The 21,061-nt window shown below is 46.8% G+C and carries 5 protein-coding genes; all 5 read left to right on the top strand.

What is annotated here, in order from left to right:
- The first annotated feature begins 14 nt into the window (after positions 1-14).
- The 5 genes from L1D15_RS12495 (at position 15) to L1D15_RS12475 (ending at position 21,031) form a co-directional block, all read left to right on the top strand.
- Positions 15-10,919 (top strand): non-ribosomal peptide synthetase, encoded by a 10,905-nt coding sequence (locus L1D15_RS12495; protein WP_239875919.1) that lies wholly within the window; start codon positions 15-17, stop codon positions 10,917-10,919.
- Entirely contained in the window at positions 10,916-16,336 is a 5,421-nt protein-coding gene (locus L1D15_RS12490; RefSeq protein WP_239875917.1) for a non-ribosomal peptide synthetase, read from the top strand. The genes L1D15_RS12495 and L1D15_RS12490 overlap by 4 nt, the downstream gene beginning before the upstream one ends.
- A gap of 137 nt (positions 16,337-16,473) precedes the next feature.
- A complete protein-coding gene (locus tag L1D15_RS12485; RefSeq protein WP_239875915.1) occupies positions 16,474-18,705 on the top strand; it encodes a TonB-dependent siderophore receptor in 2,232 nt (743 codons plus the stop codon).
- Entirely contained in the window at positions 18,695-19,663 is a 969-nt protein-coding gene (locus tag L1D15_RS12480) for a GNAT family N-acetyltransferase (RefSeq protein ID WP_239866314.1), read from the top strand. Before L1D15_RS12485 ends, L1D15_RS12480 begins: the two co-directional genes overlap by 11 nt.
- 75 nt (positions 19,664-19,738) lie before the next feature.
- Entirely contained in the window at positions 19,739-21,031 is a 1,293-nt protein-coding gene (locus L1D15_RS12475) for a lysine N(6)-hydroxylase/L-ornithine N(5)-oxygenase family protein (protein ID WP_239875914.1), read from the top strand.
- Positions 21,032-21,061: the final 30 nt, after the last annotated feature.

Raw genomic sequence — 21,061 nt, 5'->3', positions numbered from 1 at the left:
TTTTAGGTATATGTATGTCAGTGGATGATATCACGATGACTCCGGCCAATGGTGGTTGGAGTCCACTTTCTCATTCTCAGCAACGTCTATGGTTGTTCCATCAACTCATGCCAGAAAGTATTGCGTATAACTTAGGCGGTGTTGCATGGTTATCGGGTGAGGGGATCACTAAAGAAAAAGTCCTAGGCGCACTTTCTAAAATATTAGAAATGCACCCAGTCTTGCGTATAAAGATCGAACAAAGGGACGGACAACCTCAGCAGTTTGCGTATTATGACCGAATCCCAGTGGCTTTTGTTGATTTGACCGATGAAGCCGATGCTGCTGACATTGTAAAGCGAGAAGCCAAAGCTAAGACTTATCAGCCGTATAACTTAGGAAATGAGCTACTGTGTAGATTCCACCTATACCAGTTAGCTGAAGATAGGTTTGCTCTAAGCATTGCTGCGCATCATTTGATTACCGATGCTTGGTCACTACAGTTGTTTGTAAGCTCCATTGTTCAATTTGTATCAGGAAAGCCACCCAAAAGCCCAAAAGGGACCAGTTACTTTGATTTTTCTGAAAGTCAAAATGACCTCGATCCTGTAAAAGAGAAAGCGGACTGGGAAGCTCTGAAGTTAATGGGTGAGGAGCCCTGTATTCTTCAAGGCAAGACGACTCAGGAGCAGAGCGCTTATACCGCTGGGCATATAGAAGAGTCATTGGGTATTGATGAATCAGTCTTGGTCGAAAAGGCTGCCAAACATTTTGGAGTGACTAAATTCGAGGTGTTGTCTTGTGCGTTGTTGTTGACTCTGTCTTCATATGCCAACAATTCTCAACCAACGATCACCGTGCCAGCATTGAATCGAGACTCTGCGAACAGGAGGAATATCGGTTTTTACGTTAATAATGCGGTTTTGGGTGTTCAGGCAAATCCAGAGTTGAACTTGAAAGAAGTTGTGCAGCAGGTGAAAAGCAATCTGCGCAACTCATTGAAGTTCTCTCATTTACCTATTGAGAAGCTTTTAGGCCAGACGCCGCTTCCTACTGTTGCATTCAATTATCGTAGTCACGGGCATAAGCTCGCTGTGAAAAGCATCGGCGAGGATGGCAACACAATTAAAGGTGTTTTTGAAGAATTCCCAGTGACCGAAACACCCTTTGAACTTGTCCTTGATGCTATTGCAGGAGAGCAACTATCGCTCCGACTTGTCTATGCACAAGAGAAGTTCACTCAAGCTCAAATTGACAGCATTTTAAGCACATACAAAAATGTTCTGAACCAGATCTGCCAATCTCCTCAGCAGTCTTTAGCACAGACGAACGCGCTTTCTTACCTAGATACAGTGGCCTTAGAAACGCACTCAGCGGTTCAACAAACATGGAATCCAGTGACCTTTATGGCGCTGGTGGCTGAGCAAGCAAAACTGCGTCCTGAAAAAGTTGCCTTAAAACATGGCGATAAAACGCTGACTTACGCTGAGTTAGAGGCTCAATCGAATGTAGTCGCAGATTCACTGCGTCAAAGAAAGGTTCAATCAGAAGGTGTTGTCGGTGTGATGATGGAGCGTGGCACCGATATGTTGGTCGCCATGCTGGGTATCATGAAAGCAGGCTGCGCATTCCTGCCGCTTGATCCGGATTACCCTGCGGAACGCATTAGCTTTATGCTTGAAGACAGCGAAGCTGAGCAGTTACTGACTCAGCAGCACCTGATGGGTAAGGCTCAAGATCTTTTCACCCGTTCTGAAAGTGCTCAAGAGTGTATTGCTATTGAATCTTTGTTAGCAACTGAGGCTCCAGTTCCTGAGCTTGGTGAGTGTTCCTATCGAGAGATCAATCTAGACCAGTTGGCGTATTTGATTTACACCTCTGGCTCCACAGGTAAGCCTAAAGGCGTGGCAGTGAGTCATCGCGGACTGACAATGCACGTCCAGACGATTGGCGAGCAGTATGGCATGACGCCTGAAGACACAGAGCTGCATTTTGCTTCTATCAGTTTTGATGGCGCTGTTGAGCGTTGGACTGTTCCACTGGCGTTTGGCTCAACGCTGATCATTCGAGACCAACAGTTGTGGACACCAGAAAAAACGACTCAAGTATTGGTAGACGAGAAAGTCACCATCGCTTGTTTCCCGCCAAGTTATGCAGGACCTTGGCTAGATTGGGTTGAACAAACTCAGCCAGATTTGGCTCTTCGCTCATTGACTCTAGGTGGTGAAGCATTTACCCGAGAAACGTTTGAACGAATTCAACGGGTGGTCAATCCACCTCGCATCGTCAATGGTTATGGTCCGACAGAAACCGTCGTCACTCCGATGATTTGGCGTGCTTATCCCGAAGATAAACTGGAAAGCTCGTACGCGCCGATTGGTCAGCCTGTGGGTGACCGTAAGTTGTATGTGCTGGATGAGAACCTTAAGCAGGTACCATTTGGAACGGTTGGAGAGCTGTACATTGGTATGGAATCTGGCCTTGCTCGCGGTTACTTGAAACGTCCTGACTTGACTGCTGAGCGTTTTATTCCGGATCCATTTGCCGCTAATGGCGAACGTATGTATCGCACTGGTGATTTGGTTCGATTCAGACAAGATGGTGTTGTTGAATACCTTGGCCGTGCCGATCAACAAGTTAAAATTCGTGGCTTCCGTATTGAGCTTGGAGAGATTGAGTCCCGCCTACAGACGCTTGCTAATGCTGAGTTTTGTGCGGTTGTCGCACACGAGTCGCCGACAGGAAAGCGCCTAGTCGGTTATGTTCAATTGAGTGAAACAGAGCAAAAATCTGAATCTCAATGGCGTATTGAGTTAGCCTCCCAGTTGCCAGATTATATGGTGCCGTCACGTATCATTGTTAGCCAAACACTCCCTCTGACACCTGCTGGTAAGGTGGATCGCAAGCAACTATCTGCACCGGATTGGGATGAAGAACAGAAAGCGGGTGCTCCGCTGGAAGGGGACATCCAACATCAGCTGGCTGAAATATGGCGTGAGCTACTTAAAGTTGAGTCTATTGGTTCTGACAGCCATTTCTTTGCACTTGGTGGAGACTCCATTACCGCTTTGCAAATGGTAGGGAAGCTTCGTCAACGAGGTTTGATGCTGACACCAAAGCAAGTGTTTGACCATCCAGTACTCGCTGAAATGGCGTTGTGTGTTCTCGATAGCCAAATCAAACCAGCTGAACAAGGTGAGCAGAAGGGCAAAGTAGCCTTGCTACCAATGCAGAAGCGATTCGTTGAACGAGGCTATTCTCATAAAAGTAAGCTAGATAAAAATGGCCAGCTTGAACTGTGCAACCAGTACGCAAAACTCAACTTGCCAGCTCCGGTTAATGCAGACGCGATTGTCCGAGCACTTAAGCAAGTGGTGCAACATCATGATAGTTTGCGCCTTTCTTTCGAGGCTCCCAATAACACAACACCTAATGCAGCAGAGTATCTAGCTGAATATGTGACTACCGCAGATTTTGCATTCCACCTTTATGCCGAGCAGATAGACATCGATGCTGTGCAGAGTGCGATTAATCCGCCTGTTGGTAAGCAATTGTCGGTTGGCTTGAATACTGAGACGGGCGAAATGCTGGTTGCCGTTCACCATCTTGTCATTGATGCGCTTTCTTGGCCTGTGCTAATTCAAGATTTGCTGGGAAGTTACCAGCAAGAAATGGGTGTTGACTCTTATGCGTTTGCCTCTAAAACTCACAATCAGGCTGATTGGTATGAGGCACTAGAGAATCTTCATATCAGTCATAAACAGTCCGAATTCTGGAATGCTCAGCGAGCAGAACCTGCTTTTGCTGAAGGTTCAGCTAAGGAAGGCGAAAGCAAAGGAATTTATAAACACAGTTACCATTTAACCAAAGAGCTCGCCGAGACACTGCTTGCATCGACTCAGGCCTTTGCCAGAATGAGCAAGGAGCAGACGTTAATGGCATTGTCTGCACTTGCTGTAAAACAAATAACCTCTGCAAACGAGATCGTTGTTCATCGTGAAAGCCATGGTCGATTCAGTGAGTCGTTTGGGTTGGATCTTTCACGCAGTGTTAACTGGCATACTGCGCTGTTCCCGCAAAAAGTTGTGCTAAGTGAGAGTATTAGTGAACTCTTAGCGAGTGTAAAAGATGGCTCTCATGCAATCACCGATGGCGGTTTGAGTTACTCAGCGGGTGTAGCTCAGCAGCAATGGCAGTATCAAGACAATGTTGATGTGCTATTTAACTTCCTAGGCCGAGCAACGCAAGCTGACGTGAAAGGGGCTGAACTGGGTGAGTTCGGCTTATGGCGACCAGAAAATGCCAAAGCGGATGCCGCAATTGTATTGAATATCAGCGAAACTGATGATGGCTTTGACGTCGAATTGGAGTTTTCACTTTCTGCTCTGTCGGAATCTGAGTGTGATGCGTATGTTCATCACTTAGAAGCGGCAATCAAAGCAGTGACGGAACATTGCACGTCTAACTCAGCCATTTTGACACAAGCTGATGCGCTAAACACTAACCTGAGTCTTGCTACGCTAAGCCATGTAAGTGATAACGCTCATCAACTTCCGAATCAAATACTACCGCTGTCTACGCTACAGCAAGGTTTGTATTTCCACGCTCAGCTATCGCAAGACACAAGTACCTACGTCAACCAAATTACCTTACCAATATTTGGCGCTGATGCTGGCCAGTTAGAAGAGGGTTGGAAAGCCTTGATGAAGCGTCATTCGATTCTACGTAGTACGCTGCATCAAGTAGAAGGTCAGGCACACCTGTATGTTTGGGATGACCTTCCTATCACGAGCAGAGTCTTTGATGGGCGAGAGGAAGTAGGCTTTGAACTAGAGTTGTATAAACGTTCGCTCATTGAACAAGGTTTCGAACTGGAACAAGATGCGAGCGTACAGCAGCTAAAACCTTTGTGGCGAGTAGATCTAGTGACAACGGGCGACAATGAGATCGCTTGTATCTTCACGATTCACCACATTCTGATGGATGGTTGGAGCACCGGTGTTTTGCTCAGCGAATTGTTTGCCCACTATCAAAACATGAGCCTGCCTGTCGTCAGTCATGATTTTGCTGATTATTTGGAATGGGTTGTACAGCAAGAACCAGAAAGTGCTCAAGAGTACTGGCGTGGTTATCTGAATGGTGTAGAAGCGCCAACAATGTTGGTTGAACAATACGGTTCGAACACAGATAAACTCGGGCATGTGCGCCACAACGTGGACTTCAGTGCTGAGGTACTAAGTGGTTGGCAGTCTCAACTGAAGTCATCTGGCATCACGCTGAATACTCTCATTCAGGGCGCATGGTTACTAACGCTTCAACGCTACACGGGTCAGTCTCAGCCTGTTTTCGGCAATACGGTTGCAGGTCGACCATCGTCATTGGCAAACAGTGAAGCCATGGTTGGTCTTTTCATTAATACCTTGCCTGTTACATCAATGGTGAACTGGCAAGCGAAAACCGGTGAATGGCTTGCCGATATACAAGAGCAGGCGAGTGCACAGCGTGAATTCAGCCACGTCTCTTTGTCAGAGGTACAAGCACAATCTCCACTGGCTGGTGAGAATCTGTTTGATTCGTTGGTGGTGTTTGAAAACTACCCATTGGATGAGAGCCTGTTTAGTGAAACCGGCCTTAAAATTGGCGAGCCTGACAGTTATGAGTTTACGCATTACCCGTTAACGCTGGCGGTATTGCCAGGTGAATCATTACGCATTGTTTTTGCGTACGACTCAGCGAAATTCTCACAGTCAGATATTGATGCGCTGTCCGCAACGACGTCTCATTATCTTGAGCAGCTTGTCGATAAGCTGACTCATAGCCTGAGTGATATTGATGTATTGGACGCCGAGCAACAGTCTCGCTTGTCTGGTCATGTAAAAGCGTCGGAACCTTGGGCTTACAAGCCCTTCACTGAACTGTTAGAAGAGCAGGTGCACGCTCTACCAGATAGTGAAGCGCTTGTGGCGAATCCTCTTGGGGGAACGGCCTTATCAACTAATGGCACTGAACGGATCGCATTGACATACCAACAGCTGGATAACTTCAGTGATGGTGTGGCTGCTGAGCTAATTGCGCGCGGTATTCAACGAGATCAGCGAGTTGGTGTAATGTTTGCCCGTGGCGCAGACATGCTGGTGGCAATGATCGGTGTGTTGAAAGCCGGAGCTGCATTCCTACCTTTAGATCCTTCATACCCTCAAGACCGACTGGCCTACATGGTTGAAGATAGCGATGCTCAATGGCTGATTTCTGACGGTAGTTCGCAACAATTGGCACGTGAGATTTGTCAGCCAGATAACATCCTTGCGTATTCTGAAATCGACCTTCAGCAACCTCTTGTAAATCGCCCTGAAATTTTGGAAGAGCAGCTGGCGTATGTGATCTATACCTCTGGCTCAACGGGTAAGCCTAAAGGCGTGTGTGTTTCTCATTCAGGTTTGAGTATGCACGTTCAAACTATTGGCCAACGATATGGCATGACGCCACAAGACATCGAGCTGCACTTTGCTTCGATCAGTTTTGATGGTGCCGTTGAGAGATGGACTGTCCCTCTGGCCTTCGGCTCAAAACTGGTGATTCGAGACCAGCAGCTTTGGAGTGCACAAGAGACATGTGAAGTACTCGAGCGTGAAGCGGTGACCATCGCGTGCTTCCCGCCAAGCTACGTTGGACCACTGCTAGAATGGATCGAGGTTGAACAGCCAACATTAGCTGTACGTTCTTGGACTCTGGGCGGCGAAGCCTTTACACGAGAAACCTATTTTAAGCTTCAGCAGGTACTGAATCCTAAGCGTATTATCAATGGGTACGGCCCGACGGAAACTGTTGTGACGCCAATGATCTGGCAGGCTTATCCTGAAACGCCGCTAGAAAGTGCTTACGCACCTATCGGTACTGCTGTCGGTGCACGTAGTCTGTATGTATTGGACGGCGACCTTCGTCCGGTTCCGTCTGGTGTCAGTGGCGAATTGTACATTGGTGAAGAAGTTGGCTTAGCTCGCGGTTATCTTGATCGTCCAGACTTAACGGCCGAGCGTTTCGTGCCCGATCCATTCGCGAATAATGGAGAGCGTATGTATCGCACTGGCGACTTAGTTCGCTGGCGTGAAGATGGCGTAATGGAGTATCTGGGTCGGGCAGATGACCAAATAAAAATTCGAGGCTTCCGTGTCGAATTGGGTGAAATCGAGTCACGATTACAGAGCATCAGTGGCAGTAAACTGAGTGCTGTCACCGCCTTTGAAGGTTCAGCTGGAAAATACTTGGTCGGCTACGTAGAAGGTCAGACTGACCTAATAAACGGCGATGATATTCTCGCTCAAATGGTGAAAGTACTGCCTGACTACATGGTGCCTTCACAGCTTGTGGTTATGGATTCGATGCCATTGACGCCAGCAAGTAAAGTCGACAAGAAAAAACTGCCGCAGCCTGATAATCATGTTCAGCACAAAGCCTATGAAGCGCCAGAAGGTGAGATTGAGCAGCTTCTGGCACAAGAATGGCAAGCCTTGTTCGGGCTAGAGAAGGTGAGTCGTAATGATGACTTCTTCGCTCTGGGTGGACAATCATTACTCGCTACACAGCTCGTTGGACGTTTGCAGCAAAAACACCAGATTCGCCTTTTACTTCAGAGTGTCTTTGATTCTCCAAGACTAGATGTGATGGCAACTCAGTGCACTTCACTCAAAGAACCCGCAGTCACGATCAAAGCAGTGCCGCGCATGGAATACATGCCAGTGAGCGCTTCACAGAAACGTTTGTGGTTTGTTCAACAGCTGATGCCTGAAAGCTCTGCTTATCACATGCCGCTTGGCCTTAAGTTAAAAGGCGCAGTGAATAGAGAGTGGTTAGAGCAGTCGTTGCGCACTGTGATAGGCCGCCATGAGGCTCTGCGTACCAGCTTCGTGCAGGTAGATGGCGAGCTGATGCAGTCTATCCATTCTGATGACGATGTAAGTCAATTCGCATTAGCAGAATACTCAGCTGATGATTTCTCTAGCTTAGAGGCTCAGCGCCTAAACTGGATCGGTGAAACCTTTGATTTGTCATCGCCTGAACTGCTAAGAGCTTACTTGCTCAAGCATTCAGAACAGGAATTTGAATTACTTCTGGTTGTCCATCACATCGTCTCTGATGGTATTTCGATTCAAAACCTAATGCGAGAGCTGTCGGCTGTTTACTCGTCGTACAGTCATTCTGGACACTTTGAGTCAAGCGTAGATACTGTCGCGCTGGATTACGCCGATTACGCTAGCTGGCAGCAAGGGTGGTTAAAATCAGATAATGCCAAAGGATCACTGTCATGGTGGAAAGCGGCGTTAGCGAAAGATATTGAGCCGCTTGTTCTCCATAGCGATGTCGCGAGAGACCAGCTCGAAACCACCGGTCAGCGTCATCACTTTACTCTGACCAAGCAGCAGGTCAACGCGATTGAGACTCTTGCTGCACAAAGCGCAACGACTCCGTTTAACGTTATGTTAAGCCTGTGGCACTTATTGCTGCACAAGTATTCTGGGCGTGATGAAATTCGAGTCGGTATCCCTGTTGCGGGCCGAACACAGCCGGACACTCAGCTGATGCAAGGCTGCTTCATTAACAACTTGGTGATCCCTGCGCAGTTAGACGCAGCAATGAGTTACGACAATCTGCTCCAAGAGACAAAACGTTTTACTGAGCAGGCGTTGACGCATCAGGATGTGCCATTTGAGGTATTGGTAGAGTCTCTTGGTGTGACGGGTAATTTGCAGCACCATCCGTTGTACCAGACGAGTTTCAACTTCCAACGTATTGAGCGCTCAATTCTTGCTGAATGGGGAGGATTACAAGCAGAAGCGTTTGATCCGGGAGTGGTCGCGGCTCAGTTAGAGTTGAGCTTAGATGTTCAGGCTTATGATGACGGCGAATGGAGTGGTTTTGTTAACTATGCAGCACCAGTATTCGATCAAACGTTTGTCGAAGCGTTACTTGGTCACTGGCTCAAGCTGCTTGAACAAGTTGCATTGAATCCTAACGCAATGTTGTCTGAACTCAAGTTGGTTGATTCTGACGAGTTTGAACAAATTGAAGCATTCAACGCGACGAAGAAATCATGGGGTGAAATGCTCCCTCCGCCAGTCGCTGTTGAAGCTCAAGCACAGCTCACCCCTGAGGCGATTGCTTTGTCCATGGGTCAGCAGTCAATGACTTACGCTGAATTCGACAGCAAAGTTAATCAGTTGGCTCAGTGGCTACGCCAACAAGGTGTGGGTGAAGAAACCAGAGTCGGCCTTGGTTTACCACGCTCGTTTGAACTAGTAATTGGATTACACGCGATTACTCGTGCCGGTGGTGCTTATGTGTCATTAGACCCAAGTTATCCAGCAGAACGTTTGAATTACATTCTTGAGTCTGCGGACGTATCCATCTTACTGACCGATAGTGAGACCTTGTCTCAATGGCCAGAAAATCCTCAATGTCAGTATGTGGCGCTAAATCAGCCTGAGATCTTACAGCAAATCAACGAGCAGAGCACTGAGGCTCCAGTTGTAAATTGGCAGGCTGAACAGTCGCTGTATGTCATCTTTACTTCCGGTTCTACAGGGTTACCAAAAGGCGTGGTAAATACCCAGTCGGCACTGCACAACCGTTTGGCTTGGATGCAAAACGAGTATCAGTTAGATGTCAGTGACTGTGTTCTCCAGAAAACACCGTTTAGCTTTGATGTCTCTGTATGGGAGTTCTTCTGGCCGCTTATGTATGGTGCAAGACTAGCGATTGCTGAGCCAGATCATCACCGACAACCTGAGTTATTGCATAACACCATTCGCGAGCAGGGCGTAACGACGATCCATTTCGTTCCTTCGATGCTTCATGCTTTTGAAAGTGAAACGGATATTGGAGAGTGCAGCAGCCTGCGCCGCATTATTTGTAGCGGTGAAGCTTTACCTGCTGAGTTGACTGAAAAAGTGTTGACGGGCGCGCCAGGTTGCCAGCTGCATAACCTTTATGGTCCGACTGAAGCGGCTATTGACGTGACTTACTGGCAATGTGATTTACCTGTCGGTAAGCGCATCCCGATTGGTCATGCGATTAGCAACACTCAGCTTCATGTATTGGATGATTGTTGGAATCCAGTCCCAGTCGGTGTGCCTGGTGAGCTATACCTAGCGGGGGACGGTCTCGCGCGTGAATACCTATCCAGACCGGATTTGACCGCCGATCGCTTTGTGCCAAATCCGTTTGGGTGCGAGCAAGATGGGAACATTGGTTCTCGTATGTACCGCACCGGTGACCAAGTAGTTCGCATGCCAGATGGCAGACTTGAATATCTGGGTCGATTGGATCATCAGGTAAAAATTCGTGGACTTCGTATTGAGCTGGAAGAAATTGAAAATGTTCTCAACCAGTACGATGACGTCGATGAATCGGCAGTCATTGCTTATGAACATCAAACAGGGACGCAGCTTGTCGCTTACGTGGTTTGCGGTGAGTGGAATTCAGAAAAAGAAACCGCTGCTAAAGCGCACTTGAATGACCACCTTCCAGACTACATGGTTCCGGCCATCTACGTTGCACTGGATGAAATGCCTCTTTCACCAAATGGCAAGCGTGATCGCAAAGCGCTGCCTTCTCCTGAGTGGAGTCAGGTGGAATATCGCGCCCCAGAGAGTGAACTGGAAATTTGGTTTGCCAACACTTGGCAGCAAGTCCTTGGCTTAGAAAAAGTCGGCTTAGACGATAACTTCTTTGCGCTCGGAGGCCATTCTCTGTTGGCTACACGTATCGTCGCTCAAGCACAAAAAGAGCTCGACTTAGCGATTTCATTAAAAGACTTCTTTGCCGCTGGGACGCTACAGGCGTTAACGGATGCGCTTCAAGCTCAGTATCAGGCAAACAATGAACAAGAACAGGATGAACTCGATGCCATGGCAGCACTAATGGACGAGTTGGAATTGTTATGACCCAAGAATCAAATTCAAAAGCACAACAAAAACCAAAAATAGACAAATTTGCATTAGCAAAACGTTTTCTAAACCTTGGCGAGCAAGAGCAGGCGAAATTTATCGCTCTGCTTGACGCCAAAGGAATGAGCTTTGAAAAGCTACCGATTGTCCCAGCAGAAGAGGTGCGCGATGTGCCTCTTTCTCCGGCGCAGAAACGGCTTTGGGACATCTACCTGCTTGATGCTGGTAATAGTGCTTACCATATCAGTGGTGGTTTTGAGCTCACTGGTGACCTATCTACCGATAAAATGGAACTGGCGCTTGCTGAAGTCATGAGCAAGCACCACGCCTTGAGAACACGCTTTGTTGTTTCGGACCAAGGTGAGCCGAAGCAACATGTTGACCAGCACTGCATTGCTCACGTTGAGTTTAAAGATGCTAGGCACTTAACGGAAAGTCAGCTGGGCGAATGGACAGCTGAATTTATTGCCAAGCCGTTTGATTTACTTCATGAGATGCCAGTGCGAATGGCGTGTATTCGTGCATCTGAAGACAAAACCCATGTGATCATCATGATGCACCATATTGTGTCTGACGGCTGGTCAATTGGATTGTTTATGCGGGACTTGGTCTCCGCCTATCAGGGTGAGTCTCTAGAGCCATTGAGCATTCAGTACAGTGACTTTTCTGTCTGGCAGGATGCACTACTAAAAGCCGGTAAAGGGGACGAGGATCTTCAATTCTGGCAGCAAGAGTTAGGTGAGAAGCAGCCGCAAAAACTGTTTGAGTGGACGGGCGATATTGAACCTAATCAGCGTCGAGAAGCACAGCAGGTAAGCCTAAAATTTGATGGTAATGTTTCTGAACGCATTGCACGCCTTGCAAGGCAAAATAACGTCACCACGTCGAGCTTTTGGCTAGCCATTTGGCAGGCAGCGCTGTTCAAGTTGACAGGACGTAACGATATCAACATTGGTATGCCAATGGCTAACCGCGCCCGACCAGAAGTATCTGACGTTATTGGCTTTTTCGTAAACACTAATGTGGTTGCGCAAGACGTACAGCCTGAACAGAGCTTTGGTCAAATCATGACTAGAGCTCACAACAAAGTGCTGGAGATTCAGGAACACCAGCTATTGCCGTTTGATCGTGTGGTTTCTTCATTGTTGGCGGAAAGGTTGGTTGGCGAAACGCCTTACTTTCAAGTGTTGTTTAATCATCAGGTCAATCAAACCGAGTCGGTCGAGTTTGCTCCGGGTGTGGCAGCAAAGCCTCTGGCACTTAAAGGCAACTTCGCATTGTTTGATGTTGCCTTGGATGTGTTGGAATCTTCGAGTGGTACTCAGGTAACGCTGACTTACGCAAAAGATCGTATCGACCCCGAGATGATGGCTTCGCTTACTAGCACTCTGAACCTGTTGGTCTCGCAAGCAGAACAAAACCTGAATACACCATTGGCTGCGCTTAACTCACTGGATCAGGATCAACTCGCCAGATTATCGCAACTGTCGCAGCCAGAAGGTGAGTGGCGTTATCAACCCGTCACTGAGTTGTTCGATCTTCAGGGTATTGAGCAACCGTCAGTCATTGCATTAAAACATGGTCAGCAAAGTGTCTCGTTTAAACAGCTGGAAGAAAAATCGAACCAGCTGGCGAATCAGTTAGTGGAACAGGGTGTCGTTCGCGATCAAGCTGTGGGCGTTCTTTTTGAGCGCGGCAACGATATGATCATAGCGATGATCGCCATTATGAAGGCTGGTGGGGCGTTTCTACCACTTGACCCTGATTATCCGACCGACCGATTGGCTTACATGATCGAGGATTCTGCTGCGAGCTTGGTCATCAGCGAGCAATCATTGCGCTCACGTTGGGAAGAGATTAATTCGCACGTCCTCTCACATGCGGATCAGGCGGCTTCGGTTTCACCGCTTTATCTGGATGCGCTAGATTGGCAAGGTCTCTCAAAAGCCAAACCAGAAGTAAAACTCTTGCCAGAGCAGTTGGCTTACATCATCTATACATCAGGGTCGACGGGTAAACCTAAAGGTGTGGCGATTGCCCATGATGGCCTGAGTATGCATGTGCAGACGATAGGTGCTCAGTATGGGATGACGCAAGATGACGTTGAACTGCACTTTGCTTCAATCAGTTTTGATGGGGCAGTAGAGCGCTGGACAGTGCCATTGGCGTTTGGTTCTCGCTTGGTGATTCGCGATCAGCAACTGTGGAGTGCGGAGAAGACCTGTGATGTGCTCAAGCAGGAAGGGATTACGATAGCCTGTTTCCCTCCAAGTTATGTTGGCCCGTTGCTGGATTGGATAGAGACGACTCAGCCTAAGTTGAATGTACGTTCTTGGACTTTGGGTGGTGAAGCCTTTACTCGTGAAACCTATGACCGCCTGCAATCTGTTGTAAACCCACCACGTATTATCAACGGCTATGGGCCAACAGAAACTGTGGTGACACCAATGATCTGGCGTGCTTACCCACAGGATAAGCTAACCAGCGCCTATGCACCTATCGGTCAACCTGTTGGCGCTCGTAGACTTTATGTGTTAGACGGGTTGCTTAACCAAGTTGCCGAAGGCGCAGTCGGGGAGCTGTACATTGGTGAAGAAGTCGGCCTCGCACGTGGGTATTTGGGTAAGCCAGATATGACCTCAGAAAGGTTTATGCCGGATCCATTTACCAATAATGGCGAGCGTATGTATCGCACTGGTGATTTAGTTCGTTGGCGGGAAGACGGTGTAATGGAATATTTTGGCCGTGTTGATCAACAGATAAAAATCCGTGGATTCAGAATTGAACTGGGTGAGATAGAATCAAGGCTTCAGCAAATATCCGGCGTCGAGACTTGTGTGGTTGCGGCGCATCGTCATGGTTCTATGGCCCACCTTGTGGGGTATCTGCATGGCGCTGATGCAAACAAGGTTGATAGCGTTTCGATATTATCTGAGCTTGCTGAGCATCTGCCGGAGTATATGGTACCAGCGCATCTCGTAGTGCTAGATTATTTGCCGTTAACTCCAGCAGGTAAGGTAGATAGAAAAGCGCTACCGGAACCAGAGTTCAAATCTGAGCTGTCGCAAGGTTTGCCACCGGAAGGTGAGAAAGAAACTCTCCTTGCTGAGATTTGGCAAGAGCTACTGGGTATTAATTCTGTTAGCCGAGAAGATAGCTTCTTTGCGTTAGGTGGAGACTCTATATTGAGCCTTCAGCTAGTGAGCAAATTGAAACTGGCAGGTCTCAACGTATCTCCAAAGCAAGTATTCCAAGCGCCAGTGCTGAGCGAGTTAGCACAAGTACTTGAAGCAGCGGTTGAGCAAGAGCAAAGAGAGTTGCCAAAAGAACCATTTGGTCTGATGCCAATTCAGGCTCATTTCATGGCGCAAAACTTTGATCAGCCAAACCACTGGAACCAGCATGTGTGTGTTGAGTTGAAGCAGGATATGGATATTCAAGCACTGGCTACTGCGCTTAAAGGGTTAGTAGAGCATCATCCCGCGTTGAGATTGTCGTTTTCTCAAACTGAAGGTAAATGGCAGCAGCAATACGTCGAGCATGTTTCCCATGATCTTCTATGGAAAACTCAGCTAGACAGCTTAGAGGCATTCGAAGTGTTTGCTCACGAGTTGCAAACAAGCCTTGATATCGAAGCAGGCCGACTGATTCAAGCAGGCTACGCTCAAATCGAGGGGCAGAAATCTCGCTTGATGATTGTAATTCATCACTTAGCTGTAGATGGCGTCTCATGGCGAGTCCTGATGGATGACTTATGGCGTGCTTATCAGCAAACGCTTTCAAGTGACGAAAAGTCAAAGAAAACAGTTGAGCTACCACCTGTTTACACCTCTTTGGATATGGCGGTAGATAGCCTCAACAACTGGGCATCAACAGAACAGGGCAAAGCTAGGAAAGCCGTTTGGAACGAACAAGCTTTCCATGTGGAAAATACACACGCTAAAGCAATCTATGGCAACAAGCGCTCACTCAAGGTTGAGCTAAGCCGTGAGGTGACGTCGGCTTTACTGAGTTCTGAAAACATCACAGTTGAACTTGTTTCTGCTTTGGCAGCAATTGTGGGAAGCAACGAAGATGGTCAAAGCGTGTATCTAGAAAGTCATGGTCGTGACGAGTCTGTCTTTGAAGGGTTAGATCTAAGCCGCATGGTGGGCTGGATGACGAGCCTCTATCCGATGACTTTGAATGCCTCAGATTCTCGAGATGATATCGCCGAGCGTATGGCACTATTGAGCCAAGACTCAGGCATTGGCTATGGACTGCGCTACTTAGAGGATGAGCCTCAAGAGCAAACGGTGGAGCTAACATTCAATTACTTGGGGCAGTATCAAGGCAATAGTTTTGCTCATTGGTGCCAACCAGTGTCGTCAAACTCGCGTGATCAAGCAGATGATAACACCATGTTGACGCCTTTGGTCATCAATGCCCAAGTTGTGGATGGTGTATTGAGCGCTGATTTTGAATATGCAACGAGTCATTATTCGAAATCAGATATCGAGACCAAAGCGACTATATGGAAAGAAAAGCTTGAATTGATACACTCGGCATCTAAATCGCGTAAAGGCGAGGCGATAGCAGCCAAAGCTGACCTTAAATTGATCGAGAAGCTTAATACCAATGTTGACGGGATTTCACCTGTATTCTGTATTCATCCAGTGACGGGCCGAACAGTTGGTTATCAAAAATTAGCTCAAGCATTGGCGGGCAAACGCACCGTTTATGGTGTTCAGTCTCAGAGCTTCGTCTATCCAAATCGCTTTGACACTTCGTTTAGCGCAATGGCTGATACTTATTGCGCGACTATTCGTCAAATACAGCCATCAGGGCCTTACACATTGATTGGTTGGTCGCTTGGCGGCGCGCTCTGTCAGGAAGTCGCAGCCCGCCTTGAAGCAGCTGGTGAAAGTGTCGCTTTCCTCGGATTGTTGGACTGCTATGTGCCGGGCACTGAAATTGCCGAAGATCAATGGGAATCACCGAAAGCAAAAGCTAAGCTGATTGAGCATCTAGAATTGCTCTTGGGTAATTTATCGGAAGGGCAAAGGCAAACCTGCCTTGCAGGGTTTGACCAATCGACACCAGATAAATGGCCAAACGTATTCTCATCTTGGTTGGCTGAACAAAACTTCGATCACTATCTATCTGAAAGTGCACAGCAAATGCTATATAGCTGGGCGGTAGAGCAGCACATGAGAGCGCTGTGTCATGAGTATCAGTTACCAGAAATTAATACCAAACCAACCGCATATTGGGCTGGGAAACCTGAAGGCCGACACAAGCTGTTGAGTTCGGAGCTGTCAAAAGTTAACACCCAGCTAAGCAGTGAAGTGCTGGATACAGATCATTTAGGGATAGTGCAAGATAGTGTCCTGATAGAGAAATTACGTCACTTATTAATAATCAATACATTATAGATCTATAACGACTAATTTATAGATTCCATTTTTCTATAAAACTCGTTAAACTCCATTCGCATTCGAAATGCTAATGATAATGGTTATCATAATTATTAATATAATATTCGGTAAAACCGAAAGTTAAGGAGAGAGACATGAATCGGCAGTTTTTGCTGAGCCCAGCTTGTTTGGCAGTCGCGTTCGCTCTATCTGCTGGTGCAGTAAACGCAGCAGAAGACGAAACAGTAGTGGTAATCGGTCAAGAGCACGACAGTGCTGTAGGCCCAGATTTTAGTTACCTAGGCCAAAAAAGTCGTACAGCGACTAAAACAGATTTAGCAATCCATGAAACACCACGGGCGGTTTCAGTGGTTACTCGCGAGCAGATGGATGACCGCGCGTCAATCAGCATCTCAGACGCACTTCAGTATACGCCAGGTATTCAAGCTAATTTTTATGGTGAGGATAACAAACAAGATTGGTTTGTTATTCGTGGTTTCACGCAAGCAAATAATGGGCTTTACCAAGATGGCACACGTCTATATTCGGCAGGCTTCTACAGCTGGCAGATTGACCCATTTGCATTAGAACGTGTAGAAATTCTGCGTGGTCCAGCTTCTGTACTTTACGGACAAAACCCACCGGGTGGTTTGATCAATACGGTAAGCAAGCGTCCTCAATTTGATGGCGGCTCAGGTCAAGTTGCGGTTGAGTATGGTTCGTATGATAGAACTCAGATTAGCTTGGATGTTAACCGTGAACTCAATGAAGATGTTGCTTTCCGTCTTGTCGCTATGGGCCGAAAGAATGGTACCAAAGTCGACAATGTCGATGCCGAGCGTATTTTGATAGCGCCGTCTCTAGCGTGGAACATTAACGACAGCAGTAGCATTACCTTCCTAACTAGCTATCAAAAAGATGATTCTGATCCGTATCTACAGTTTTTACCAATGGAAGGGACCTTAACGAGTAACCCTAATGGCACAATCTCAGATGATGTTGCAGTAGGAAACCCAGACTGGGAAAGGTTTGAACGAGAACAGCTTTCTTTGGGTTATGAGTTCGAACACCAATTCAATAGTGCTTTGAGTTTCGGTCAATCTGCTCGCTACAGCCGAATGGATATCGACTTGCGTCAGATGTATTTTGCTGGCTATTCAGCGGATGCTACTTTTAACGGTAATAGTATCGGTGCTTTATTGGATCCCACTGGATCACGTCAAACTATTTCACGAGGTGCATCTATTGAAAAAGGACAATCAGATGCTTTCAATATTGACAACAGGTTAGTTTATGAGTTTAAAGCTGGTGATTTTAGCCATACCTTACTAACAGGAATAGATTATCAGAGTATAGATATAGACAGCAAAACGTTTGCAAATGATCCAACTATAACTAATGGTAATGAATTTAAAACCATACCTGGCGTAGGAAGCATCCCCGACCCAACGTTCAATATCTTCAACCCTAGTTATACAAATAATATTGTATTACTCAACGGTGTAACCCAAGTCACCGAAGACGATATGCAAACAACAAGTACTAAGAACAGCCAGCTTGGCTTATACGTACAAGATCAGATTAAGTATCACAACTGGGTGTTCCAAGCAGGTCTACGATATGACGACACGTCAAACGAAGATAGCAATCAGTCCACAGGAAAAACTTACAAAGCTGATTACGAAGAATGGACCTCAAGTGCGGCTGTTGCCTATGTTATGAACAATGGCTTTACTCCATATGTGACTTACGCGCAATCTTTCGAGCCAGTCATTAAGACAGTGGACAATCAAGCTGCTAAACCAGAACGGGGCGAAGCAATAGAAGCCGGTGTTAAGTATCAACCGAGAAGCTTTGATGGTTACTTTAACTTTTCTGTCTATGAAGCCACTAAAAAGGATGTTGTCCAATCGGTTAATTCAGAAATCAAGCAAATCGGGGAAATACGTAACCGAGGTATGGAACTTGGTGCGGTAGCGAATGTTACTCAGGCTCTCACTTTGATTGGTAACTTATCTTACGTTGATTCTGAAATCAAAGATGATACAAACACGTCCATAATAGGTAATCAGCCCCAGCAGGTGGCGGATACTACAGCTTCGGCTTGGGCTAAATACCAATTCTTTGGTGGTACCTTTGACGGTCTCAGTATAGGTGGTGGTGTACGTTATACAAGTGATAGCTATGCTGGAAATGATAATGCAAATACTGTCCCTTCTTATACACTTTATGATGCAACGGTTAGCTACCGAATTGATGACTATAAATTCCAAGTTGCCGCGAAGAACATCTTTGACAAAAAATACATAGCAACTTGTACGGGTAATACTTGGTGTTACTACGGTGACAGCCGCAATGTTATCGCGAGTCTGAGCTATGACTGGTAACCGTGATACCCTCGACACTCTGCCCTTTGGGCAGAGTGTTCAGCAACAAGGGGATACATGTTGCGTTGAGATGCCAAGTGGTCAGTTAACACTTAGCAAGGAAAGTGGCGGTTATTGGCGTGTGACCAGCAGTGCCATCAATGATAAGGAAGTGGTTCAAGCTTTTGTCCTTATGCTTGAGCACCGTACGGATATTCGTTGTATTGATCTTGGCGAATTTACTTTCTCATCGTTAAACGACATCACTCATGTCACAGGTGAAGGTATTCGTCTGGTTTGGCGAGAAACTTTACTGCAGTTGCCAGAACTTTGGCTAAAGCAGCAGCGTCGCGCTATCCCACATAAGCAGATTCTCGCTTCTAATGGCTATCATCCTCTTCGTCCAAGACCTCAAAAAGGTGAGTTGTACAGCCGCTACATTCCTGAGCTAGAGCAGACGCTGTCTCTGGTTGGGTTTGATGTAGAGCAGCATGCTGAGCTGTTTTCAAAATGGCAAAACAGTGGACGAGTGGCTGCGTTTTGGGAGCAGACAGGCACTTTAGAAGAGCATAAAGCTTATCTAGAGGAGCAATTGGTCAATGATAAAAACCAGCTCTTGATTGTGTGCCTCAATAACGAGCCCTTTGCTTACATTGAAGCCTATTGGACAAAAGAAGATCGCATCGCGCCGTATTATGCAGCAGGCGATTACGATCGCGGTATTCACATGCTTGTTGGTGAAGAGCATCACCGTGGCAGTCACAAGGTCGCCGCTTGGCTTCCTTCAGTATGCCACTTCCTTTACCTGTCCGATCCAAGGACAGAGAAAATTGTCAGCGAACCAAGAGCAGATAACGCCAAGATGATTGGTTATCTGCAGAAATTCGGTTTCGCCAAATTAAAAGAATTCGACTTCCCTCATAAGAGGGCAGCTCTAATGTGTCAGTTGAGAGATACCTTCTTTAGCGATTGCTTTTAGTATCGCGACCCAGTTTTAGGGTGTCTCGGGGATAGAGAGCCAAAGAGCTCAACGGAAAAACATGAGGTTACAAAAATGACAGACCAGATTAAGGAATATGATGTGCTTGGCGTGGGCTTTGGCCCTGCTAACTTATCAATTGCGATTGCGTTAGAAGAAACGGCGCAGAACCAAGAATTAAGTTACTGCTTCCTAGAGCAAAAATCTCATTTCGAATGGCATGGTGGCATGTTGCTAGATGGCACTCGAATGCAGATTTCTTGTTTGAAAGATTTGGTGACGCTGCGCAATCCAACCAGCCCTTATTCCTTTGTGAACTACCTACATTCACATGACCGCTTAAGTTCATTCATCAACTTGGGCTCTTTGCACCCTTCACGCGTCGAATTCAATGACTACCTGACTTGGGTGGCAAACCAGTTTGATTCTGTCGTGACTTATGGACAACGCGTTATCGACATCGAACCGATTGAAGTTGATGGCGAAATTACCAAAGTTCGCGTTATTTCAACGGATATCAATGGCAACCAAACAGTACGTATTGCGAAAAACCTATTGATTGGTATGGGTGGTATGCCGAAACTTCCAGATCTGTTTAGTGGCCTGAATGACGAGAAGGTGATCCACTCATCGAAATACAAGGTGTGGCGTGAACAGTTTAATGCTGGTACGGAAACGCCTAAGATTGCGGTTGTCGGTGCAGGTCAAAGTGCTGCCGAGATCTTCGTTGACCTGACAAACCGTTATGAAGAAGGTGAAGTTCACCTCGTCAACCGTAATTTTGCTCTACACCCAGCAGATGACAGTGCATTCGTTAACGAGATCTTCGATCCTGAGTTCACGGATCACGTATACAAGAGCACTGATGAAGAGCGTAAAACCATCCTTTCTCGCTTCAATGGCACAAACTATTCCGTTGTAGATACAGAAGAGCTTAGCGCTATTTATGAGCGTCTATACCTTCAGCGCGTGACTGGCGAAGGCAAGCACCAACATCTACGCTGTCACGATATTCAAGAAGTAGGGCAGAAAGAAGGTAAGATTGCGCTTCGTTATAATGATCGCATTCATAGCGAGCAAAACTGGCACGACTACGATGCAGTTGTCCTTGCTACTGGCTATCGTTACGACCAGTTCAACCAAATGTTGAACAAACTAGAACCACTAATGTTGGACAAGCAGGTTGAGCGTCATTATCGTCTACCAATGCAGGAATCTTGCAAAGTGAATGTATTCCTTCAAGGTTGCTGTGAATCATCACATGGTCTGAGCGATACTTTGCTTTCTGTTCTGGCAGTACGTTCGAAAGAGATTGTTGACTCGCTATTTGCCAACTTTGAAACAGAAAAAGTCGCAGAAGAAGCTTAAAGCATCAAACAGACTATAAGGGCCGTAAAA

The sequence above is a fragment of the Vibrio sp. Isolate25 genome, from assembly GCF_022398025.1.
GTDB classification, from domain to species: domain Bacteria; phylum Pseudomonadota; class Gammaproteobacteria; order Enterobacterales; family Vibrionaceae; genus Vibrio; species Vibrio coralliilyticus_A.
Note: the sequence above shows the minus strand (reverse complement) of the source record. Positions and strands in the feature narration are given on the sequence as shown.